Annotated in this window: 22 protein-coding genes; 7 read left to right on the top strand and 15 right to left on the bottom strand. The window is 67.5% G+C overall.

The genetic code is table 11. The features are described 5' to 3' along the window. Positions 1 to 7: 7 nt before the first annotated feature. Complete coding sequence (locus AC1GI4_RS15475) at positions 8 to 649, bottom strand: RluA family pseudouridine synthase (protein WP_479630096.1); 642 nt, start codon at positions 647 to 649, stop codon at positions 8 to 10. A 49-nt stretch (positions 650 to 698) separates the two neighbouring features. Here AC1GI4_RS15475 and AC1GI4_RS15470 point away from each other — a divergent pair, with 49 nt between their 5' ends. Beyond that, a complete protein-coding gene (locus tag AC1GI4_RS15470; RefSeq protein WP_479630095.1) occupies positions 699 to 1478 on the top strand; it encodes a M15 family metallopeptidase in 780 nt (259 codons plus the stop codon). Between the two features lie 154 nt (positions 1479 to 1632). Here the strand turns inward: AC1GI4_RS15470 and wrbA are convergent, their stop codons facing one another. Further along, positions 1633 to 2235 carry an NAD(P)H:quinone oxidoreductase gene (gene wrbA, locus AC1GI4_RS15465; protein ID WP_479630094.1) on the bottom strand — a complete coding sequence of 201 codons (603 nt, stop codon included), beginning with the start codon at positions 2233 to 2235 and terminating at the stop codon, positions 1633 to 1635. A gap of 30 nt (positions 2236 to 2265) precedes the next feature. Then, positions 2266 to 2988, bottom strand: a complete 723-nt coding sequence (locus tag AC1GI4_RS15460) for a pirin family protein (protein WP_479630093.1) — start codon at positions 2986 to 2988, stop codon at positions 2266 to 2268. A gap of 141 nt (positions 2989 to 3129) precedes the next feature. On the opposite strand from AC1GI4_RS15460, the gene AC1GI4_RS15455 reads away from it, so the two are divergent. The 3 genes from AC1GI4_RS15455 to ctrA all read left to right on the top strand — a co-directional run bounded on the left by AC1GI4_RS15455 (position 3130) and on the right by ctrA (position 5946). Then, positions 3130 to 4053 (top strand): LysR family transcriptional regulator, encoded by a 924-nt coding sequence (locus tag AC1GI4_RS15455; RefSeq protein WP_294271271.1) that lies wholly within the window; start codon positions 3130 to 3132, stop codon positions 4051 to 4053. Beyond that, entirely contained in the window at positions 4050 to 5144 is a 1095-nt protein-coding gene (locus AC1GI4_RS15450) for an AI-2E family transporter (RefSeq protein ID WP_294271268.1), read from the top strand. Before AC1GI4_RS15455 ends, AC1GI4_RS15450 begins: the two co-directional genes overlap by 4 nt. Positions 5145 to 5244: 100 nt before the next feature. Further along, positions 5245 to 5946, top strand: coding sequence for a response regulator transcription factor CtrA (gene ctrA, locus AC1GI4_RS15445; protein ID WP_219020554.1), 702 nt, complete (start codon positions 5245 to 5247; stop codon positions 5944 to 5946). 178 nt (positions 5947 to 6124) lie between these two features. Here the strand turns inward: ctrA and AC1GI4_RS15440 are convergent, their stop codons facing one another. From AC1GI4_RS15440 to AC1GI4_RS15430, 3 genes are all read right to left on the bottom strand, one after another. Further along, positions 6125 to 7186: a choice-of-anchor A family protein gene (locus tag AC1GI4_RS15440; RefSeq protein ID WP_294271264.1), complete on the bottom strand. Its 1062-nt coding sequence runs from the start codon at positions 7184 to 7186 to the stop codon at positions 6125 to 6127. A 77-nt stretch (positions 7187 to 7263) separates the two neighbouring features. Next, a complete protein-coding gene (locus AC1GI4_RS15435) occupies positions 7264 to 8937 on the bottom strand; it encodes an amidohydrolase (RefSeq protein ID WP_479630092.1) in 1674 nt (557 codons plus the stop codon). A 70-nt stretch (positions 8938 to 9007) separates the two neighbouring features. After that, entirely contained in the window at positions 9008 to 9451 is a 444-nt protein-coding gene (locus AC1GI4_RS15430) for an Lrp/AsnC family transcriptional regulator (RefSeq protein ID WP_479630091.1), read from the bottom strand. Between the two features lie 126 nt (positions 9452 to 9577). Here AC1GI4_RS15430 and ald point away from each other — a divergent pair, with 126 nt between their 5' ends. Together ald and AC1GI4_RS15420 are read left to right on the top strand one after the other, a co-directional pair. Then, positions 9578 to 10684, top strand: coding sequence for an alanine dehydrogenase (ald, locus tag AC1GI4_RS15425; RefSeq protein WP_042484875.1), 1107 nt, complete (start codon positions 9578 to 9580; stop codon positions 10682 to 10684). Between the two features lie 247 nt (positions 10685 to 10931). After that, a complete protein-coding gene (locus AC1GI4_RS15420; protein ID WP_294271258.1) occupies positions 10932 to 11144 on the top strand; it encodes a DUF3072 domain-containing protein in 213 nt (70 codons plus the stop codon). Between the two features lie 4 nt (positions 11145 to 11148). Here AC1GI4_RS15420 and AC1GI4_RS15415 read toward each other — a convergent pair whose 3' ends face one another. The 6 genes from AC1GI4_RS15415 to ccmC form a co-directional block, all read right to left on the bottom strand. After that, entirely contained in the window at positions 11149 to 11811 is a 663-nt protein-coding gene (locus AC1GI4_RS15415) for a tetratricopeptide repeat protein (RefSeq protein ID WP_479630090.1), read from the bottom strand. Then, entirely contained in the window at positions 11775 to 12152 is a 378-nt protein-coding gene (locus AC1GI4_RS15410; protein WP_433911140.1) for a cytochrome c-type biogenesis protein, read from the bottom strand. The genes AC1GI4_RS15415 and AC1GI4_RS15410 overlap by 37 nt, the downstream gene beginning before the upstream one ends. Continuing rightward, a complete protein-coding gene (locus AC1GI4_RS15405; RefSeq protein ID WP_479630089.1) occupies positions 12149 to 12676 on the bottom strand; it encodes a redoxin family protein in 528 nt (175 codons plus the stop codon). Before AC1GI4_RS15405 ends, AC1GI4_RS15410 begins: the two co-directional genes overlap by 4 nt. Continuing rightward, positions 12673 to 14607 carry a heme lyase CcmF/NrfE family subunit gene (locus AC1GI4_RS15400; protein ID WP_479630088.1) on the bottom strand — a complete coding sequence of 645 codons (1935 nt, stop codon included), beginning with the start codon at positions 14605 to 14607 and terminating at the stop codon, positions 12673 to 12675. The genes AC1GI4_RS15405 and AC1GI4_RS15400 overlap by 4 nt, the downstream gene beginning before the upstream one ends. After that, positions 14604 to 15038: a cytochrome c maturation protein CcmE gene (gene ccmE, locus AC1GI4_RS15395; protein WP_479630087.1), complete on the bottom strand. Its 435-nt coding sequence runs from the start codon at positions 15036 to 15038 to the stop codon at positions 14604 to 14606. The genes AC1GI4_RS15400 and ccmE overlap by 4 nt, the downstream gene beginning before the upstream one ends. Before the next feature lie 97 nt (positions 15039 to 15135). Then, positions 15136 to 15861: a heme ABC transporter permease CcmC gene (ccmC, locus tag AC1GI4_RS15390; RefSeq protein ID WP_479630086.1), complete on the bottom strand. Its 726-nt coding sequence runs from the start codon at positions 15859 to 15861 to the stop codon at positions 15136 to 15138. Between the two features lie 269 nt (positions 15862 to 16130). Here ccmC and AC1GI4_RS15385 point away from each other — a divergent pair, with 269 nt between their 5' ends. After that, entirely contained in the window at positions 16131 to 18194 is a 2064-nt protein-coding gene (locus AC1GI4_RS15385; protein ID WP_479630085.1) for a TonB-dependent receptor, read from the top strand. A gap of 94 nt (positions 18195 to 18288) precedes the next feature. On the opposite strand, the gene AC1GI4_RS15380 is transcribed toward AC1GI4_RS15385, so the two are convergent. The 3 genes from AC1GI4_RS15380 to AC1GI4_RS15370 are packed head-to-tail and all read right to left on the bottom strand — an operon-like array spanning position 18289 to position 20860. After that, positions 18289 to 18738 (bottom strand): MaoC family dehydratase, encoded by a 450-nt coding sequence (locus AC1GI4_RS15380; RefSeq protein WP_479630084.1) that lies wholly within the window; start codon positions 18736 to 18738, stop codon positions 18289 to 18291. Then, complete coding sequence (locus AC1GI4_RS15375) at positions 18735 to 20588, bottom strand: acetyl/propionyl/methylcrotonyl-CoA carboxylase subunit alpha (protein WP_479630083.1); 1854 nt, start codon at positions 20586 to 20588, stop codon at positions 18735 to 18737. Before AC1GI4_RS15375 ends, AC1GI4_RS15380 begins: the two co-directional genes overlap by 4 nt. Further along, a complete protein-coding gene (locus tag AC1GI4_RS15370) occupies positions 20588 to 20860 on the bottom strand; it encodes a barstar family protein (RefSeq protein ID WP_479630082.1) in 273 nt (90 codons plus the stop codon). Before AC1GI4_RS15370 ends, AC1GI4_RS15375 begins: the two co-directional genes overlap by 1 nt. Positions 20861 to 20864 lie beyond the last annotated feature (4 nt).

Raw genomic sequence — 20864 nt, 5'->3', positions numbered from 1 at the left:
GGGTCGCCTAATTCTGGAAGATGCCGAAGCGTTCCGGCGTCGGCGCTTCGGCGACGATCGGGTCCTTCTCGCCGCGCGGCACGGTCAGGCTGGCGGCGTGCAGCAACATACCCCCCGGCTCGCCCGCGCCGTACACCGGATCGCCGACGACCGGCGCGCCCAGGCCCGTGGCGGCATGGACGCGGATCTGGTGCGTGCGTCCGGTCTCGGGCCGGAACTCGACCAGCGTGCGACCGTCCTCATGGCGCAGCGCGCGCCAGCCGGTCCGCGCCGTCTTGCCCGAGAGATCGGCGACCATCCGCCAGCCTTCCTCGATCGTCGACACCTTGGCCAGCGCCAGGTCGATCATGCCCTCCCCCTCGACCAGACCGTTCAGCACCGCGAGGTAGCGTTTTTCGACCAGCCCCGCCTCGAACGCCTGCTGGAAACGCGCATGGGCCTTGGGGTTGCGCGACAACAGCAGGCAGCCGCTGGTGTCGCGGTCCAGCCGATGGACTGCATGCGGCCAGCGCTTGAAGCCGAACTTCAATGATTCCAGATGGTTTTCGAGGCTGATCGACCCGTTGCGGGGCCGATCCACGGGCAAGCCCGCCGGTTTGTCGATTACCAGCGCTTCGCCGTCGATGAATAGAACGCGATCTCCGTGCATCGCGCTCCCTTGCCACCGCCAGCGCCGACATGCCAGAGGCGCGCGCGTCATGCCGTCCGCTCCTGCCGCTTTCCTGCGCTTTCTGGCGCTGCTGATCTTCGCCGCGCTGCCCGTCGCGGTGCAGGCGCAATCCTGCGACGGTGCGCTACCGCCGCCCGGGCCCGATGGTCGGGTCGCGGGGCATTTTCCCTATGGCGATGCCCCGCCCCAGGACATCGTGCCTGCGCCCGCCGGGTTCGGACTGAAACCCTATTGCCGGGTTCACCGGGCGATGCTGGGCGATCTGCAGCGGCTGCTCGATGCGGCGAAGGCCGATCCGTCAGTGGGCGGAACCTTGCGCGGCCTGTCCTGCCACCGCGAGGTCGCCCGCCAGCGCAACATCTTCTGCCGCGACCGGGGCGTCTCCGCTGCCGAGCGCGCCATCTCGGTCGCACCGGCCGGGCATAGTGAGCATGCGACCGGCTATGCGATCGACTTCGCGGTGCGCCCGGCGCACGGTTGCCCGGATGCTGAGGCGTGCATGGCGGCCTCTCCGGCGGCGCTCTGGCTGATCGCAAATGCACGGCGCTTCGGCTTCGAGATGAGTTTTCCGGCCGGCAACAAGCAGCGGGTGAAGTGGGAGCCCTGGCACTGGCGCTGGGTCGGCACCAGCCCCAGCGAACCGGGCGCGGCGCAGGCGCGGGCGATCTTCGCCAAGGCGCGGGCGCAGTTTCCGGCGGAGCCTGGAATACGCGACCCGTTGAAAGTCGTGGTGACGAGCCAGCCGCCGGTGCCGGTGGTTCCGGTGGCGCCTCCGCCTGCGCCGGTGAAGAAGGGGCGGCGGCGATAGGGTTTCCCTTGGCCTTCGACTTCGCTCAGGCTGAACGGAGTTTGGGTATTGGGATCATCCCGACCGCCGTTCAGCCTGAGCGAAGTCGAAGGCCACGCCCAACGTCGGCCCAATGGGAAAACGGGGGCACCCTCACAGCGCCCCCGTCCTCACATCACCCGAACAGCTTGGCGGCCGTCTCGGCGATGCGCTTGCCCTGATAGCGGGCCCCGTCCAGATCGACCTGGCTCGGCTGGCGGCTGCCATCGCCATCCGCCAGGGTCGAGGCGCCGTAAGGCGTGCCGCCATGGACTTCCTTCACGCCCATCTGGCCCTGGAAGCCGTAATCCAGCCCGACGATGGTCATGCCGTGGTGGATCAGGTTGGTCAGCACCGAGAACAGCGTGGTTTCCTGCCCACCATGCTGGCTGGCGGTCGAGGTGAAGGCGCCGCCGACCTTGCCGACCAGACCACCCTTCATCCAGACGCCGCCGGTCGTGTCCCAGAACGCCGCCATCTGGCTCGCCATCCGGCCATAACGGGTCGGCGTGCCGACGATGATCGCGTCATAGTTCATCAGCGCGTCGGGACCTTCGATTTCCGGGTGCGCGGTGTCGGTCTTGAAGTGCGCGGCGGCGATCACCTCTGCGGGCGCGGTCTCGGCGACGCGGCGGATGTCCACCTCGGCGCCACCGGCACGGGCGCCCTCGGCGATGGCGTCGGCCATCTGCTCGATATGGCCGTAGGACGAATAATAAAGGACCAGAACCTTGGCCATGTCAGTAACTCCCTTCCAAGAAAAACGAAATTATTCCGAATCGACCAGAACGATCTCGGCATCCTCAATGGCGGTGATCGTCACGGTTCGGCCGCCAGACAGCGCCGCACCGTCCCGAGCCGCGAACGGCACACCGTCGATTTCGATCCGCCCGGTAGCAGGTACGAGATAGGCGTGACGCCCCTCGCCCACATTGTGCTCCAGGCTTTCCCCGGTGCGCAGCGTCGCGCCCAGCACACGGGCATCGGCGCGGATGCGAAGCGTATCGCCGTCCTCGTCGAAGCCGCTGGCCAGCGTCACGAACTTGCCCGAGCGTTCGCCCTTGGGGAAAGGCTTGGCGCCCCAGCTGGGCTGGCCGCCCCGGCTGCGCGGCTCGATCCAGATCTGGAACAGCGTCGTCGGTTCGGATTCGAGATTATATTCGGCATGGCGCACGCCCGAGCCCGCGCTCATCACCTGCACGTCGCCCGCCGCGGTGCGGCCGACATTGCCCATCGAGTCCTGGTGCGTGATCGCGCCGGTGCGGACATAGGTGATGATCTCCATGTCGGCATGGGGATGCGGCGGAAAGCCCGCATTGGGGGCGATGACGTCGTCGTTCCACACCCGGATCGCGCCCCAGCCCATGCGGGCGGGATCATAATAATTGGCGAACGAGAAATGGTGCCGCGCGTCCAGCCAGCCATGATTGGCATGGCCCAGGCTTTCGAAGCTGCGGCGGTCGATGCCCTTTTCGGCGGTAATGGCAGTCATGGAATTTCTCCCTTGGTTGCCGACAAGATAGGGCCGATTATGAGCGCGTAAACGGAAACGCTGGAAACCGATCGTTTCCACGTTCATTGTAGCGCGAAGCCGAGCCCTGACCGGGTCGCGCGAGAGGCATGAGGGGTGTCGATGCGTCTGCCGGATCTGGAAGCCTGGGCGATCTTCGCCGCCGTGGTCGAGCATCGATCGTTCAGCGCCGCCGCCGATGCGATCGGCCTGTCCAAGGCCACCGTGTCCAAGGCGATCACCCGCCTGGAGGCGCAGCTCAATCAGTCGCTGTTCCACCGCACCTCGCGCCGCCTGGCGCTGACCGAGGCGGGCAAGCCGCTCGCCGATCACGCCGCGCGCATCCTGGCCGAGGCCCGCGCCGCCGAGGAAGCCGCGCGCGACGCCGCCAGCGCGCCCGCAGGCCGCATCCGGCTGGCCGCACCCATGTCGTTCGGCGTCACCAATATCGCCCCCGTCATCGCCGACTTCCTGGCCGCGCATCCCGGCATCGAGATCGAACTCAGCCTGTCCGACGCGCGAGTCGATATCGTCGCGGAAGGTTATGACATCGCGCTGCGCATTGCCGACCTGCCCGACAGTTCGCTGCGCGCACGACGCTTGTGCGGGATTTCGACCCATGTCGTCGCCTCGCCCGCCTATCTGGCCGCACATGGCACGCCCACCCATCCCAACGAACTGGGCGAGCATCGGCTGCTGGGCTATGCCAACATCACCGGCCCGTGGCGCTTCCGCCATCCCGGCGGCGCGGAAGTCTCGGTGCGGCCCCAAGGACCGCTGACCGCCAATAGCGGCGATGCGCTGGTTCCCGCCGTCGTGGCCGGGCTGGGCATCGCGCGGTTGCCGGGCTTCATCATCGGGCCGCATTTGGCCTCGGGCCGGGCGGTCGCGATCCTGGAGGAGTGGACGCCGCCACCGATCGGGCTTCACCTGCTCACGCCGCCCAGCCCGCTGCGTCCTGCGCGGGTCGAGGCGTTGATTACGTGGCTGGCCGACCGGGTGCGCGATCCGTGCGTCGCCGCGCAAGGAACGGAGGCCAAGCGATGAACCGGCTGCGTCCCGACGACAGCGATGCGCGCTTTATCCGCCGCATCATCCTGACCCTGCTGATCCTGGCCATCACCGCCGCGCTGTTCCGCGCGGGCGACCTGCTGATCCTGGCCTTCGGCTCGATCCTGGGCGCGATCGTCATCCATGCGATCGCCGACCTTTATGGCGACCATCTGCCGATCGGGCCGAAGCGTTCGCTAACCCTGTCGGTCGCGACCGTACTCGCCGTGCTGGGGTTCCTGGCGTGGCTATTCGGCGTCGCCTTTCGCCAGCAGCTCAATACGCTGGTCACGCAGCTGCCGAACCTCATCGATCAGCTTGCGGCCTGGGCCTCGCAATCGCCGGTCGGGGCCAAGGTGGTCGATGCGGTGCGGGCCGCCTATGCGGGCAGCCGGGTGGCGCGCGACATCAGCGGCATCGTGTCGGGCGCGGGCGAGTTCGTCCTCAACTGCCTGTTGCTGCTGGTTGGCGCGCTGTTCTTCGCCGCTGATCCGAAGATCTATGAGCGTGGTTTCCTGCTCCTCATCCCCCGGTCGATGCGCCCCGCCGTGGAAGACGCGCTGTTCGATACCGGATCGACCCTCCGGCTGTGGCTGCGCGCGCAGCTGATCCAGATGACGACGATGGGCGTGCTGGTCGGCGTCGGCCTGGCGATCGCGGGCGTGCCCTCGGCGGCGGCGCTGGGATTGCTGACCGGATTGAGCGAGTTCGTCCCCTATGTCGGGCCGATCGCCGCGATGCTGCCTGCGCTGGGGCTGGCCGCGCAGGGCGGGAACGGCGCGATCATCGGCACGCTCATCACCTTCGCGGTCGTCCGCCTGGTGCAGACCAACGCGATCACCCCCTTCGTCACCAGCCGGGTCGTCGCCATCCCGCCCGCCGTCACCCTGTTCGCGATCATCGGCATCGGCACGATCTTCGGCCTGTTCGGCCTGTTCTTCTCGGCCGCCCTGTTGATCGTCGTCTTCACCTTGGTCCGCAGCCTCTACCTGCGCGAAGTGCTGGGCGAGGATATCCCAGTCGTCGAACACCAAAGCTTGCTCGGCCCCGGCGCCCGCATGAAACAAGAGAATCATGATCGGGGTTAGGGACGAATTAACCTTTTACGTTCACATCCGCATTGGTTAATGATTGGAGTGTCAGGTCGCCGGGGCAAGGGGGGCGATCACTCGCAAATGGGGACTGTCGATGCGCGTATTGCTGATCGAGGATGAACCGACAACGGCCAAGGCGATCGAGCTGATGCTCGGCAGCGAAGGTTTCAACGTCTACACGACCGACCTGGGTGAAGAAGGTCTCGATCTGGGCAAGCTGTATGATTACGACATCATCCTGCTCGACCTGAACCTGCCCGACATGCACGGCTATGACGTGCTCAAGCGCCTGCGTGTCGCCCGCGTCTCGACCCCGGTACTGATCCTGTCGGGCATCAACGAGATGGATTCGAAGGTGCGCAGCTTCGGCTTCGGCGCCGACGATTATGTCACCAAGCCCTTCCACCGCGAGGAACTGATCGCCCGCATCCATGCGGTCGTCCGCCGGTCCAAGGGCCATTCGCAGTCGATCATCCGCACCGGCAAGCTGGCGGTCAATCTCGACGCCAAGACGGTCGAGGTCGACAATGCCCGCGTCCACCTGACCGGCAAGGAATATGCCATGCTGGAGCTGCTTTCGCTCCGCAAGGGCACCACGCTGACGAAGGAAATGTTCCTCAACCACCTGTACGGCGGGATGGACGAGCCGGAACTGAAGATCATCGACGTCTTCATCTGCAAGCTGCGCAAGAAGCTCAGCCTGGCCTGCGACGGCGAGAATTATATCGAGACGGTCTGGGGCCGCGGCTATGTCCTGCGCGAGCCGGACGAGGTGGAGCAGGCCGAAGTCGCCTGATCTCTTGCCGATCGTTATGGGTTAGGCCGGTTCGCGGGGGCGCGGATCGGCCTTTTTCTTGAGCGAGATTCCCTTGGCCTTCGATTTCACTCAGGCTGAACGGAGTGGGAGGACCTATCTGGACAACAACATCCGTTGAACCCAAGCGAAATCGAAGGCAACGCCCGAGCCGATCCCCTTAGGCCAAAATGCGCCGCCGCCGCAACGCCAGGACCAGCAGCGCCAATCCCCCCGCCATCAACGCCACACTGGCAGGCTCCGGCACCGGCGCGGGCGTGCCGCCGCTGCTTCCGGTTCCGCCCGAACTGCTCGGCGGATTCGACGTCCCTGGGACATAGGTCCCGATATAGGTCCCCAGATGGAACTCGCCATTCTGGATGAGGCTGCCGAACACGGCCGAGCCCTCGATATAATTGCCGGTGGTCGCCGCCGCCTTGGGCGCGAGGATCGATCCCTTCCAGGCGGTCGTCAGCTCCAGATTGGTCGCGTCGGGGAAGTTCCAGATGACATGCTCGCCGAGGCCGGTCGCGTTGTTCAGGAAATTGTCGTCCAGCCGCACCGCGCTGCCGCTGACATTGACGATCACCGTGTCCGCGCCGTTCGTGTTGAACGCGATCTCGCCGAAGCGGGACAGGTCGGCGGCGGTCAGGTTGAACACGCCGACGCCATTGGGCCCGGCCACCGCGTTGAACGTCGCGCGATTGCCGCTGATCGACACCTGCGCGGTGGCGGACAGCGCGGCATAGCTGTTCGACAGGTCGGTCATGCTGCTCGCCAGCAGCGTCTTCTGCTGGTTCAGCCCGGCCACGAAGCCCGGATCGGTCAGCCCCAGCCCCGACAGCACGACATTCTGGTTGATGTTGGTGTTGGACAACAGCCCGCCCACCTTCACCGTCTGGACGCCGCCGTTCAGGTTGAAACCGCTCGCCACATTGCCGCCGATCAGCGCGCCCGAACCGTTGTTGAGGTTCTTCGTGCCCCCCAGCACATTGCCGACCACGGTCAGCCCCGGCACCGCATAGCTCGACGCCGGGACGGAGCGAATCTGATAGTTGGAGGAATTGCCGTTCAGGTTGCCGCCGACAAAGGTCCGCCCCTCGACCTCCGAACTGGACGTCAGGTCGCCCAGCACGATGAGGTTCCATTCCTTCAGCGCGTCGATTCCGACGACGGGCGACGCGGCGGCGAGCGACGGAATGGCGGCGGCCATCAGGCCGATGGCGAGGAGTCGGTGCTTCATGACAGGAATGATAGACAAAAAGCCCTGCCGAATCATTAGCCTGTCGGCCATTTTCTGTCCCGGTTTCGGGCGTAATGTCAGCGCCGCTCCCACACCTTCTGCCCGCCGATCCACGTTTCCTCGACCTGGGTGCCGCGCAATTCGCTGGGGTTGATGTCCAGGGGATTGCGGTCGACGATGATGAAGTCCGCCTGCTGCCCCTGCCCCAGTCGCCCGAAGAGATCCTCGGCGAACCCGGCATAGGCACCGTCCATGGTGAAGGCACGCCAAGCCGCCTCGCGCCCGACGATCTCCTGCGGCTGCCACCCGCCATAGGGCTGGCCGTCGGGGCCCTGCCGGGTGATCGCCGCCGCCCAGCCCGCAAAGGGATCGGGGCTCTCGACCGGATAGTCCGACCCGAACACCAGCTTCGCACCGTTCTTCAGCATGGAATTCCAGGCATAGGCCCCCGACAGCCGCGCCGGGCCGAGACGGGCTTCGGCCATCTGGCGGTCGCTGGTCTCGTGCACCGGCTGCATCGAGGCTATGATGCCGTGCCTGCCGAAACGCGGCAGGTCGGCCGGATCGACCACTTGCGCATGTTCGATCCGCCAGCGCCGGTCGCCCTTATAGGTCTCTGCCAGTTCGTCGATCGCGTCGAGCACCTGGGCATTGGCCTTGTCGCCGATCGCGTGGACGGCTATCTGATATTTGTCCATCGCCGCACGGCTCATCAGGTTGCGGATCACGTCGTCCGACATGAAGCCCAGCCCGGTCTGGCCCGGCGCATCGGCATAGGGCTGTTTGAGCCACGCGCCCCGCGACCCCAGCGCGCCGTCGCCGTACAGCTTCACGCCGACCAGCCGCAGCTTGTTGTTGTAGAGCCACGGCGTCGGCCCGGTGCCGCCGATGCGCACGGTGTCGTCGACGCCGCCGCCATAACTCATGATGCGGACGCGCAGGTTTCCGGCATCGCCCATCCGGCGATAGGTCATCCATTCGTCCAGCGTGGTGCCCATATCGGCAGTCGCGGTGATACCGTGGCTCAGCAGCTCGTTCTGCGCCTTCAGAAAGGCGGCGTTGCGGTCCTTGGCCAGCGGCTGGGGCACCGCCTTCTGGATCAGCTGCATCGCGGCATCGACGAACACGCCGGAGGGCTGGCCGCCGACCTTCTCGATCCGGCCACCGGCGGGCGAGACGGTCTTGCCGGTGATCCCCGCCGCCTTCATCGCCGCGCTGTTCGCCCAGAGCGCATGGCCGTCGGCACGCTCCATCACCACCGGCCGATCCGACACCACCGCATCCATGTCGGCGGCGGTCGGAAAGCGGCCCAGCGCCCAGCTTTCCTGGTTCCAGCCGCCACCCAGAATCCATTTCCGTTCCGGGTTGGCCGCGACATAGGCCGCGATCCGGCTGCGCGCCTCGTCCAGCGACTTGGTGGAGGCCAGGTCCAGCTCGATCTGGCGGAAGCCCAGCGCCATCACATGGCCATGCGAGTCGACGAAGCCGGGCAGCATCACCCGCCCCTTCATATCGGCACGCCAGTCGAGCTTTTCGGGACGCTTGTCCTTCGCGCCCAGCAGCTTGACCACCTTGCCGTCCGGGGTCAGCAGCAGGCCGGTGAAGCGGACGACCTTGCCGTCCTTGTCGAGCGTCAGGCCGGTCACATTGTCGACCAGCGCATCGGCGAAGGCGGCGGCGGGGGTCAATGCGATCGCCAGCGCGGTCAGGGCGGTGCGGAGGATGCGGGGGAAGGAAGCCTGCTTTGCCATGGCCGTTCCCTATCGGGTGAATGGGGGAGTGGGAAGCGGGGTAACGATCCTCCTCGGCACGGGGAGGATTTTAGGACCGCCGCACCACCTCGCGAATCACGAAGTGCGAGGCCAGCCGGGTCACCCCCGGCAGGCGGGCCAGCGTCTCGCGGTGAATGCGTTCGTAGCTGTCGTCGCGGCGCACCTCGACCTGGATCATGTAATCCGCCTCGCCGCTCATCAGGAAGCATTCGACGATCTCGGGACAGCGAAGGATTTCACGCTCGAACGCCGCCATCGTATCCTGTCGCTGATCCTTCAGCGTGACGTTGACCATCACGGTCGAGGGCCGCCCGCGCGCCTCATGGCTCAGGATCGCGCGATAGCCGGTGATGACGCCGCTCTCGCGCAACTGTGCCACCCGGCGATGCGCGGCGCTGGCGGACAGGCCGACCTTCTCGCCCAGCGCGGCGCTGGTCAGGTCGGAATCGCGGGCCAGCTGGGCCAGAATGCGGCGGTCGATCGTGTCGGACATTTCATCCCGATACATCGCCTGTCCGCGCAAGAAAATCCTGTTTGAACCATCAGTGCAGGACCGCTTTGCACACCTCTCCTACCCTATCGGCGCTACTATCGTCGCAATATTCTAATGGAGAGTCTCATGCGCGTCGGTGTGCCCAAGGAAATCAAGAATCACGAATATCGTGTCGGCCTGACCCCGCCGTCGGTCGCCGAACTGGTCGCCGCCGGTCATGAGGTGATCGTCGAGACCAAGGCCGGCAGCGGCATCGATTTCGAGGATCAGGACTATATCGACGCGGGCGCGCGCATCGTCGCCACCGCCGCCGAGGTCTTCGACCAGGCCGAGATGATCGTGAAGGTCAAGGAGCCGCAGGCGGTCGAGGTCGCCATGCTGCGTCCGCACCATGTCCTGTTCACCTATCTCCACCTCGCCGCCGACAAGCCGCAGGCCGAAGGCCTGATGAAGTCGGGCGCGACCTGCATCGCCTATGAGACGGTCACCTCCCCGCGCGGCGGCGTGCCGCTTCTCAAGCCGATGTCGGAAGTCGCGGGCCGCATGGCGGTGCAGGTCGGCGCGCATTATCTGGAAAAGCAGCAGGGCGGTCGTGGCATCCTGCTCGGCGGCGTGCCCGGCGTGGCGCCCGCCAAGGTCGCGATCCTGGGCGGCGGCGTCTCGGGCGTGAACGCGGCGCAAATGGCGGTCGGCCTGCGCGCCGACGTCACCATCTATGACATCAACAACGACCGTCTGGCCGAGCTGGACATGTTCTTCTCCAGCCAGATCAAGACGGCCTATGCGTCCAAGGCGGCGATCGCGGCAGCGGTGAAGAACGCCCATCTCGTCATCGGCGCGGTGCTGGTCCCCGGTGCGGCGGCGCCCAAGCTGGTCACCCGCGACATGCTGAAGACCATGAAGCGCGGCTCGGTGATGGTCGACATCGCGATCGACCAGGGCGGCTGCTTCGAGACCAGCCATGCCACCACCCACCAGGACCCGGTGTTCGAGGTCGACGGCGTGATCCATTACTGCGTCGCCAACATGCCTGGCGCGGTCGCCCGCACCTCGACCTTCGCACTGAACAACGCGACGCTGCCGTTTGCGGTGAAGCTCGCGAACATGGGCGCCGAGGCCGCGATGAAGGCCGATCCGCACCTGGCGGGGGGCCTGAACGTCTCGGGCGGCAAGATTCGCCATGCCGCGGTCGCCGAAGCGCTCGATCTGCCGTTCGAGGCCTGGGCGGGCTAAAGCCCTTCAGCCGTTCGCACTGAGCGAAGTCGAGGTGCGCGCCACGGACTTGGCCGCAAGGCTGGTCCGTGGCCTTCGACTTCGCTCAGGCTGAACGGGTTTCAGGATTTGATCCCCCGCTCCGTTCACGCTGAGCGAGGTCGAAGCGCACGCTCTTCCCTCTCCCACAAGGGCCCGAGCAAGTTCGCGCGAACCAAAAGAAACAAAACTGGAACATCGCCGTTGATCCCGTCGAAAGGATCAACCGATGACCGACAACCCCAAGACCGAACCCTTCTCGAACGCCGAGAAGGATCCCGATGACTGGACCACCGGCGACGAGAAGATGACCGGCGCGCAGGCCAGTTATCTGAAGACCCTGTCCGAAGAGGCGGGCGAAGAGTTCGACGATACGCTGACCAAGGCGGATGCCTCCAAGCGGATCGACGCGCTTCAGGCCAAGACCGGCCGGGGCCAGTAAGCCCTTATTGCCCCATCATCCGAATCGCCTGATCGAGCAGCATCACCCGCTGCTCGATCGCCGGGCGATAGGCGGCATCGGCGGGGGACAGCTCCAGTGCGCGGCCCCAGAACATCCGTGCCTTGCGGAAATCGCCCACCCGCATCCACGCCAGCCCCTCGAAGAAGAAGGGCGCAGGATCCCTGGGCCCCAAGGTGCGGGCACGGCGAAAGGCAAAGCGGGCGGCGGGCGACATCTGATAGCCGTCATGCGCGAACAGCACGTTGCCCAGCTCGGTCCAGTACGGCACGCTGCCCCGATCGCCGCCGACCGCGCCCAGCATGACCTGCACCGCCGTCCGCTTGTTGCCCGATCGCGACAGGGCGTCGGCCGCAGTGAACATCGCGGCCTCGCCGCCGTAACGCCCGATCAGCTGTCCGCGCAGTTCGGAAATCGCATCATTGTCGAGCAGCGGATCGGGACGCGGCGCGGGCGCGCTGGCCGCCAGGGTCGGCCGCCCCTGCCATGCATAGCCCACCCCGCCCAGCGCCAGCGCGGCGCCCAGCATCGTCCAGAGCGCTCGCGGAAAACGCAGCCACAAGGCGGCGCCCATCGCCGCAGCGGCGATCAGCAGCAGGATCAGCCAGCCCATCAGCGCCGCTTCCGAAAGCTGGACCGCGCGATCCACGCGCCAATCGCCAGAAGCAGGATCGGCGTTGCCCAGAGCAGCGCGGTCGCGCCCGACAGGGGCGGATCATAGCTGACATAATCGCCGTACCGCTCGATCAGCCATTTGCGGATCGCCTCGGGTTGCTCGCCGCGCGCGATCCGCTGGCGGACCAGCCCGCGCATATCGGCGGCCATGTCGGCGTCGCTGTCCGCGATCGACTGTCCCTGGCACACGACGCAGCGCAGTTCGCCCATCAGCGCGCGGGCCTGCGCCTCCGCACGGGGATCGGGCAGCTGGATATTGCCGTAATCGACCGAAGGCGGCGCGGCGGCCAGCAGCAGGGCGAGCGACAGGCTCATCGCGCCGCAGCCATATCGCGGACGATCTGGTCCACCTGATCGGCGCGGATGTCGCCGATATATTGCCGCACGATCCGCCCGCGTCCGTCGATCAGGAACGTCTCCGGCACGCCCGACGAACCGAGCGCCATCTGCACCCGGCTGCGGCTGTCGTCGCCGATCGCGCCATAAGGATCGCCATTGCGACGCAGGAAGGCGGCGATGGCGGGCCCCTTGTCATGGATCGCGATCGCATCGATCGGCACCCCGCGCGCCTTCAGCGCCATCAGCTGCGGCGCCTCGGCGATGCAGGGGATGCACCAGCTGGCAAAGACGTTGAGCAGACGCGGTTTGCCGGTGCCGAAATCGCTGCTCGCCAGTCCCGGCTTGCCCGACACCATCGGCTCCAGCTTGAAAGCGGGAAGCGGCTTGTCAACCAAGGTCGAATGCACCGTCGTGTCGGCGGGCCGCATCAGCCCGACCGCGACCACCGCGAAGAACACCCCGAACAGCCCCAGCGGCAACCAGATCAGCGCACGCTTCATCCCCACAGAGCCTCCCGCCGCCGCTGTTGCCACGCCTTGAACCACCGCCCGACCAGCGCCAGCACGCCGCCCAGCGCGATCAGCACGCCGCCCAGCCAGATCAGCGTCACGAACGGCTTCCACCACAGCCGCAACTGCCAGCGGCCGGTCGCGGCATCCTGTTGCCCCAGGACGGTGTAGAGCTGCCCGTCCCAGCGGGTCGCGATGGCGCTTTCGCTGGTCGTAGTCGGCGGATCGGTGAAGAAGCGCTGCTGCGGGCGCAGGGTCTCTCCGTCGCCGTCGCGCGTTGCCGTCAGCCTCGCCTCCAGCGCCGACCAGTTCGCCCCGACATTGGGATAGATGCGGTCGAGCTTCACGCGCCACGGGCCGACGATCGTCGCCTGCCCCGGATACAGCGCGACCAGCCGCTCGGCGGTAAAGGCGCTGTCGCACGCCATGCCGATCATGCTGACGCCCAAGCCGACATGCGCGACCACCATGCCCCAGATCGGCAGGGGCGTGCGCCGCCAGTTGCGCCGGGTGATCGGCAATATGCTGGCGACGATCAGCCCGACGCCGAAGGACAGGCCGAGCAGCGACAGCACGCCCATGCCCCCGGTCAGGGTCAGCATCAGCGCAAAGATCCCCGCCGCCGCGACCATCGGCCACAACATGCGGATCAGCACCGCCTCGGCCTCGTCACTCCGCCAGCGCAAGGCGGGCCCGACCGCCATCACCGCGACCAGAACCAGCGCGATCGGCCCGGCGGCGGCGTGGAAGAAGGGCGGCCCGACCGACAGCCGCACACCGAAGCCTGCCGCGACCAGCGGATAGAGCGTACCGATCAGCACGATGCCCAGGATCACCGAGAGCAGCAGATTGTTGACGACCAGCCCGCCCTCGCGGCTGACGAACGCGAAGCTCCGCCCCGCCCGCACCTGCCCGATCCGCGCGCCGAACAGCGCCAGCGCCCCGCCGATATAGACACCCAGCAGCGCCAGGATGAATGCTCCGCGCCGGGGATCGACGGCAAAGGCATGGACGCTGGTCAGGATACCCGAGCGGACCAGGAAGGTGCCGATCATCGACATGGAGAAGGCGACCACCGCCAGCATCACCGTCCACGCCCGAAGGCCGTCGCGCGCCGCCAGCACATTGACCGAATGGAGCAACGCGGTCGCCGCCAGCCACGGCATCAGCGAGGCATTCTCGACCGGGTCCCAGAACCACCAGCCGCCCCAGCCCAGCTCATAATAGGCCCAATAGGACCCTGCCGTGATGCCGATGGTCAGCAGCACCCAGGCCCCCAGCACCCAGGGCCGCATCGCACGGGCAAAGGCCGGGCCGACCTGCCCCGTGACCAGCGCGCCGACCGCGAAGGAAAAGGCGACCGACAGCCCGACATAGCCCGCGTAAAGCGTCGGCGGGTGGAAGGCGAGGCCGGGGTCCTGCAACAGCGGATTGAGCCCCTGCCCCTCGATCGGCGCCGGATTCAGTCGCCCGAACGGGTTGGAGGCGAACAGCAGGAAGGCATAGAAGCCCAGCGCAATCGCCCCCTGCGCGGCCAATGTCGCGACATGGGTCGGCCGGTCGAGCGTCCGCTCCTTCCACGCGACCAGCGCGCCGCCCGCCCCCAGGATCGTCACCCAGAGCAGCATCGAGCCTTCGTGATTGCCCCAGGCCCCGGCGAATTTGTAGATCCAGGGCTTGGCCGAGTGGCTGTTCTCGGCGACCAGCTTGACCGACAGATCGGTGTTCAGGAACACCGCGATCAGCGCCGCCATGGCGATGGCGACCAGCGCGCCCTGCACGATCGCGACCGGCCCGATCGCCGCCATCGCCTGCTCGCCCGCCGCATCCTTGCGACGCAGGGCCAGCATGCCGAGCAGCAATTGCAACCCCGCCAGCATCGCGGCGAACCAGAGCGCGGCAAGGCCGCCTTCCGCGATCATGGGCGCAGGCTCCGGCTCTCGTGCATCTGGCCCGCCATTTCGGGGGGCATGTATTTCTCGTCATGCTTGGCGAGCAGGTTGGTCGCGACGAAGCGGCCATCGGGCTGGAACTGCCCCTCGGCCACCACCCCCGATTTCTCGCGGAACAGGTCTGGGGTGATCCCGGCGAAGGTGACGGGCGTCGTCGCCTTGCCGTCGGTCACGACGAAGCGCACCGTCACCCCGTCGGGCGCGCGGTGGACCGATCCCGCCTCGACCATGCCGCCCAGCCGCACCGCCTTGCCCAGCGGCAAGCCCTGTCTCTGCGCGTCGGAGGGGGTGTAGAAGAACGCCGCCTGGTCCTTCATCGCCGACATGGCGAGCAGCACCGCCGCGACGATCGCGGCCAGCGCCAGCAGCACCAGCGTAAGGCGTTGCGATTTGGGCGTCATTTCTCGGCGCGCTTCATCGCCAGATAGCTGATGAGCGTCAGCGCGCCCGCGCCGCCCAGCATCACCGCATAGGCGGCCGCGACGAACGCCATCTGGTTCATGCGCGCGCCATCCGCCGCATCCGCGCCTCGGCCTTGGCTCTGGCCAACAGGGTCCGCATCCGCATCAGCACGATGGCCCCAAACAGGAAGGTGAAGCCGCCCAATGCGATGGGCAGCGGCCACAGCAGGGATTTGTCGATGCTGGAGCCGGTCAGCCCGATCGACTGGCCTTGGTGCAGCGTGTTCCACCATACCACCGAGTAACGGATAACCGGCAACAACGCCGTGCCCGCCAGGCCGTACAACGCCGGTATCCGACCGTCGCCGCCCCGATCGGCATCGGCCCGAGCCAGCGTGATATAGCCCAGATAGACGAACAGGAGGAGCAGCATCGAGGTCAGTCGCCCGTCCCATTGCCACCATGTCCCCCAGGTCGGCCGCCCCCAGATCGACCCCGTCGCCAGACACAAGGCGGTGAAGACCGCCCCCGGCCAGGCGATGGCCCGCCCCGCGACCTGCGCGAGCGGATGCCGCCACACGATCAGCGAAAGGCTGGCCAGCGCGATCCCGCTCCATCCGCCCATGCCCAGCCAGGCGGCGGGGACGTGGATATAGAGGATGCGCACCGTCTCGCCCTGAAGATAATCGGGCGGCGTCATGACGAGCCCGGCCCAGACCGCGACCACGATCAGCGCGATCCCCAGCCCCAGGAAAATCCCGGTCAGCGGACGAGCGATCTTCAGGAAACGCGCAGGATTCGCAAGGGTGTGTAGAGTGGCCACGATGACCGGACTGTAAGGCGGTTTTTCGGACGCGTCATCCGTGTTTCCGGCCCGGCTTACCCCTCTTCTTAAGCCCCTCCCGTAAACGGGAGGGATTTGGGGAGGGCATGGGGTCTCGTAGAGACCATCGCTTGCGGCATGCCCTCCCCCATCCCCTCCCGCTTGTGGGAGGGGCGTGAGGCTCATCAGCTGCGGACCTGCTTCTCCCGTGACTCGTCTTCACTCCATGACATCCCTATCAGGGGAGCAAAGGGGACCTTCACATCATCATGCCTGTATTCCATCGCCTGCCTCTGCTCGCCATCGCGCTCGCGCCCGCCACCCTCTCCGCGCAAACGACCGAGCCCGAAACCATCGTCGTCACCGGCCGGGGCCTGAGCGACCAACCCGGCGACCGCGCGCTCGACGTGGTGACGATCGACCGCGACCGGATCGCGCAGAATGCCTCGCAGCGGCTGGAGAATGTCCTCGCCGACGTCGCCGGGCTCCAGCAGTTCCGCCGCTCGGACAGCCGTTCGGCGCATCCGACGTCGCAGGGCATCACCTTGCGCGGGCTGGGCGGCAATGCGTCGAGCCGGGCGCTGCTGGTGCTGGACGGCGTGCCACAGGCCGACCCGTTCGGCGGCTGGGTGGTGTTTCCCGCCTATGCGACCGGACGGCTGGGGCGCATCCGGGTGACGCGCGGCGGCGGCTCGGGCTTTTGGGGGCCGGGTGCGCTGGCGGGCACGATCGAGATGGACAGCGCCACGCCCGACCAGCTCTCCCCGCTGGACATGGCCCTTTCCTATGGCAGCCGCAATTCGATCGATGCGCAAGGGTCCGCGTCGCTGGTGCGGGACGGCGGCCTCCTGACGATGTCCGGCGCCTATGCCCGTGGCGACGGCTTCATTCCTGTCGTCGAGGGCCAGCGGGGCCCCGCAGACCGGCCCGCGCCTTACGAACAATATTCCGGTGCTGCGCGCGGGGTCGTCGGAATCGCGCCCGCCACCGAGTTGCAGATGACGCTGGCCGCCTTTCACGACGCGCGCGACCGGGGGACCGACTTCACCGACAATCGTTCGGACGGCGCGGATGCCAGCGTGCGGCTGGTCGGGCGCGGCGCTTGGGGCTGGTCGGCGCTGGCCTATGTCCAGACGCGGCAATTCGCCTCGCGCTATGCGAGCGTGAATGCCGCTCGGACGGCGGCCACGCTGACGCTCGACCAGTATAATGTTCCCGCCACCGGCCTGGGCGGACGGGTGGAGGTGTCGCCGCCGCTCGGCGACAGCATCACGTTGCGGCTGGGCGGCGACATTCGCGACACCAGCGGGCGGACGCAGGAGCGCTATACCTATGTCGCGGGGCTCCCCACCCGGCGGCGCGAGGCGGGCGGCGCGACGCGGACCATGGGGCTGTTCGCCGACGGCAGTGTCGAGGCGGGCGGGCTGACCATCACCGCCGCTGCACGCGTGGATGACTGGCGTATCCGCAACGGACGGCTGGACGAGGGCCTGCTGGCGACCGGCGCGGTGCTGACCGATACCGATTTTCCGAACCGCTCGGGGCAGGAATTTACCGGGCGACTCGGTGCCGCGCTGCGGGTCGTCCAGCCGCTGATCCTGCGCACGGCGGCCTATCGCGGGTGGCGGCTGCCGACGCTCAACGAACTCTACCGGCCGTTCCGCGCGGGAGCGGACGCGACCGCCGCCAATGCCGCGCTGAACCCCGAACCGGTCGAGGGGGTCGAGGGCGGGTTCGACCTGACCCCGGCGGCCGGGGTTCGACTGTCGGGCACCTATTTCTTCAACCGGCTGACCGATGCCATCGCCAATGTGACGCTGGGTCGTGGGCCGGGGATGTTCCCCGGCGTCGGCTTCGTCGCGGCGAACGGCGTGTACCGGATGCGGCAGAATCTCGACGCGATCCGATCTCAGGGGTTCGAACTGGAGGCCAATGCCGCCGCCGGGCCGTTCAGCGCCCGCGCATCCTGGTCGCATGTCAGTGCGCGAGTCGAGGCATCGGGCAATGCCGCCCCGCTCGACGGCCTGCGTCCGGCCCAGACACCGCGCGACCAGTTTTCAGGGACCCTGGCGGTCGAGCGCCGCGGGGCGGTGTTGAGCGGCACGCTGCGCCATGTCGGGCGACAATATGAAGACGACCAGAATATCCGCTCGCTGGCGCCTGCGACGACGCTGGATGCCTATGCGGCGGTGCCGGTCGTGCGCGGCTGGCTGATCGAAGCGCGGGCCGAGAACCTCGCCGATGCGCGGGTCGAGGCGGCATATAGCGGCGCGGGGCTGATCGAGCGGGCGACGCCGCGAACGCTTTGGATCGGGGTTCGGACGCGGTTGTAAGCGATGGGACGTGCACTTCGACTTCGCTCAGTGCGAACGGGATTTGGCATTGAAGCCCAGCCTCCATTCAGCCTGAGCGAAGTCGAAGGCCACGCTACCCCCGCTTCTTGACCAAAGCGATCCGCAGGCACCGGCACACCACCTCACCCCGCTGGTTCAGCGCCTCGTGCCGGAACGTCACCAGCCCCGCGCCCGGCCGGGACTTGCTCTCGCGCAGAGCCGTCACCTCGCTCGTCGCGCGCAGCGTGTCGCCCAGGAACACCGGCGCGGGCATGACCAGTTCGTCATAGCCCAGATTCGCCACCAGCGTCCCCAGCGTCGTCTCCCCCACCGACAGCCCGACCATCAACGAGAAAGTGAAGGTGCCGTTGACGAGGATCTGCCCGAACTCGCTCGCCTTCGCCGCCTCCGCGTCGATGTGCAGCGGCTGCGGATTGTGGGTCATGGTCGAGAAGAGCAGATTGTCCGTCTCGGTCACGGTGCGGCGGATGGGATGGTCGATCCGGTCGCCGATCGTCCAGTCGTCGAAGAAGCGTCCGCTCATGCCGCATCCTCCGCGACGATGCGGACCAGCGCGACCCCCTCGGCCACCTGCCCGCCGGTCTCGGCCTTCAGGTCGGTAACGGTGCCGTCGAAGGGCGCGGTCAGGACATGCTCCATCTTCATCGCCTCCAGCGTGACGAGCGGCTGGCCCGCGCTCACCGCCTGCCCCTCGGTCACGGCGACCGCGATGATCCGGCCGGGCATGGGCGACAGGATCGCGCCGTCCCCCGCCCCGCCCGCCGCCAGCCCGTCGGCGCGCCAGCGGGTGAAGGACCAGCTCTGCCCGCCCTCGGAGATCAGCACTTCGTCGGACGGCGCCGGGGGCACCTCGCCCGCGTGCGCAAAATCGACGGTGATCGGTTGCCCGTTTAGCAGGAAGCGCGCGCTCCGGCGCGGCGCGGCGTTCAGGCGAAAACCTGACAGTTCGTCCTGCCCGATAAGCGCCGCCGCCGCCTCGGCCAAAGCCTCTTCGGACGGCTCGGTCGGCGGCATCAGCGCCTCGCCCTCGCGCGCGATCAGGCCGGTGTCGACCTGACCGCTCGCGAAGTCGGGATGGTCGAGCGCCTGGACCAGGAACCCGGCATTGGTGCGCACCGGCCAGATCACCGCCTCGTCCAGCGCATCGGCCAGCGCCTCGCGCGCCTCGTCGCGGGTTTCGCCATGCGCGATGACCTTGGCGATCATCGGGTCGTACCAGGGGGTGATCTCCGCGCCTTCCTCGCCCCCGGTGTCGATGCGGATCGCCGGGTCGTCACCCAGGTCGAACACCTCCAGCGTGCCGATCGCGGGCAGGAAGCCCTTGGCCGGGTCTTCGGCATAAAGGCGGGCCTCGATCGCGTGGCCATGGATGGACAGGTCGCCCTGCGCCATCGGCAAGGGCTCGCCCGCCGCGACGCGCAGCTGCCACTCGACCAGATCGACGCCGGTGATCGCCTCGGTCACCGGGTGCTCGACCTGGAGCCGGGTGTTCATCTCCATGAACCACACCCGGTCGGCGCGAAGCCCTTCCGAGGCGTCGGCGATGAACTCGATCGTGCCCGCCCCGACATAGTCCACCGCCTGCGCCGCGCGGACGGCGGCACCGCAGACGGCTTCACGGGTCGCATCGTCCATGCCCGGCGCGGGGGCTTCCTCGATCACCTTCTGGTGGCGGCGTTGCAGCGAACAGTCGCGCTCGAACAGATGAACCACCTGCCCATGGCGGTCGCCGAAGACCTGCACCTCGATATGGCGCGGCGAGAGGATGTATTTCTCGATCAGCACCCGGTCGTCGCCGAACGACGCCGCCGCCTCGCGACGGCAGGAAGCGAGCGCCTCGGCGAAGGCGGCGGGATCGTCGACGCGGCGCATCCCCTTGCCGCCGCCGCCCGCGACCGCCTTGATGAGGACGGGATAGCCGACTTTTTCGGCCTCGGCGGCGAGGCGGTTGGGCGACTGGTCCTCGCCCAGATAGCCGGGGGTAACGGGCACACCGGCGGCGATCATCTGCGCCTTGGCCGCGTCCTTCAGCCCCATGGCGCGGATGCTGTCGGGGTTGGGGCCGACCCAGACCAGCCCGGCGGCGATCACGCTTTCGGCGAACTCGGCATTTTCCGACAGGAAGCCATAGCCGGGGTGGATCGCCTCGGCCCCGCTGTCGCGCGCGGCGCTGAGGATGCGCGCGGCATCCAGATAGCTCTCCCGCGCCGGGGCCGGGCCGATCAGAATGGCCTCGTCGGCCATGCGGACGTGCAGCGCCTGCGCATCGGCCTCGGAATAGACCGCGATGGTGCGCAGGCCCATCTCGCGCGCGGTACGGATGATGCGGCAGGCGATCTCGCCGCGATTGGCGATGAGGAGGCTCTTCATCATCAGGATTCCAGCTTCAACGTGATGGCTCCCGGTCGTTCGGCGATGGCGTCAAATATTACGGTCAGGATGCGATCGAACCGCTCACCGATCACCTTGCGTGCCGCCGCCGCGTTGGCGAGGGTCAGCGCGATCGGCGGCTCGACGACCGCGATGAGCAGGTCGAACAAGGCGTCGAGACTGCCGCCATACCATTCGACGCCGGAGGCTTCGCGGATACGGGCATGGAAATCGGCCTCGTCCTTGACGGTCGCGCCGTCGATCGTCAGGTCCATTCCC

The sequence above is a fragment of the Sphingomonas sp. 77B genome (genome assembly GCF_056497825.1).
The sequence above is the reverse complement of the archived record's forward strand: the minus strand, read 5'-3'. Positions and strand labels throughout refer to the sequence as shown.

Bases quoted from the DNA above. Each gene is read 5' to 3' on its own strand.
- AC1GI4_RS15475 (WP_479630096.1), bottom strand. From the start codon at position 649: ATGCACGGAGATCGCGTTCTATTCATCGACGGCGAAGCGCTGGTAATC.
- AC1GI4_RS15470 (WP_479630095.1), top strand. From the start codon at position 699: ATGCCGTCCGCTCCTGCCGCTTTCCTGCGCTTTCTGGCGCTGCTGATC.
- wrbA (WP_479630094.1), bottom strand. From the start codon at position 2,235: ATGGCCAAGGTTCTGGTCCTTTATTATTCGTCCTACGGCCATATCGAG.
- AC1GI4_RS15460 (WP_479630093.1), bottom strand. From the start codon at position 2,988: ATGACTGCCATTACCGCCGAAAAGGGCATCGACCGCCGCAGCTTCGAA.
- AC1GI4_RS15455 (WP_294271271.1), top strand. From the start codon at position 3,130: ATGCGTCTGCCGGATCTGGAAGCCTGGGCGATCTTCGCCGCCGTGGTC.
- AC1GI4_RS15450 (WP_294271268.1), top strand. From the start codon at position 4,050: ATGAACCGGCTGCGTCCCGACGACAGCGATGCGCGCTTTATCCGCCGC.
- ctrA (WP_219020554.1), top strand. From the start codon at position 5,245: ATGCGCGTATTGCTGATCGAGGATGAACCGACAACGGCCAAGGCGATC.
- AC1GI4_RS15440 (WP_294271264.1), bottom strand. From the start codon at position 7,186: ATGAAGCACCGACTCCTCGCCATCGGCCTGATGGCCGCCGCCATTCCG.
- AC1GI4_RS15435 (WP_479630092.1), bottom strand. From the start codon at position 8,937: ATGGCAAAGCAGGCTTCCTTCCCCCGCATCCTCCGCACCGCCCTGACC.
- AC1GI4_RS15430 (WP_479630091.1), bottom strand. From the start codon at position 9,451: ATGTCCGACACGATCGACCGCCGCATTCTGGCCCAGCTGGCCCGCGAT.
- ald (WP_042484875.1), top strand. From the start codon at position 9,578: ATGCGCGTCGGTGTGCCCAAGGAAATCAAGAATCACGAATATCGTGTC.
- AC1GI4_RS15420 (WP_294271258.1), top strand. From the start codon at position 10,932: ATGACCGACAACCCCAAGACCGAACCCTTCTCGAACGCCGAGAAGGAT.
- AC1GI4_RS15410 (WP_433911140.1), bottom strand. From the start codon at position 12,152: ATGAGCCTGTCGCTCGCCCTGCTGCTGGCCGCCGCGCCGCCTTCGGTC.
- AC1GI4_RS15405 (WP_479630089.1), bottom strand. From the start codon at position 12,676: ATGAAGCGTGCGCTGATCTGGTTGCCGCTGGGGCTGTTCGGGGTGTTC.
- AC1GI4_RS15400 (WP_479630088.1), bottom strand. From the start codon at position 14,607: ATGATCGCGGAAGGCGGCCTTGCCGCGCTCTGGTTCGCCGCGATGCTG.
- ccmE (WP_479630087.1), bottom strand. From the start codon at position 15,038: ATGACGCCCAAATCGCAACGCCTTACGCTGGTGCTGCTGGCGCTGGCC.
- AC1GI4_RS15385 (WP_479630085.1), top strand. From the start codon at position 16,131: ATGCCTGTATTCCATCGCCTGCCTCTGCTCGCCATCGCGCTCGCGCCC.
- AC1GI4_RS15380 (WP_479630084.1), bottom strand. From the start codon at position 18,738: ATGAGCGGACGCTTCTTCGACGACTGGACGATCGGCGACCGGATCGAC.
- AC1GI4_RS15375 (WP_479630083.1), bottom strand. From the start codon at position 20,588: ATGATGAAGAGCCTCCTCATCGCCAATCGCGGCGAGATCGCCTGCCGC.
- AC1GI4_RS15370 (WP_479630082.1), bottom strand. From the start codon at position 20,860: ATGGACCTGACGATCGACGGCGCGACCGTCAAGGACGAGGCCGATTTC.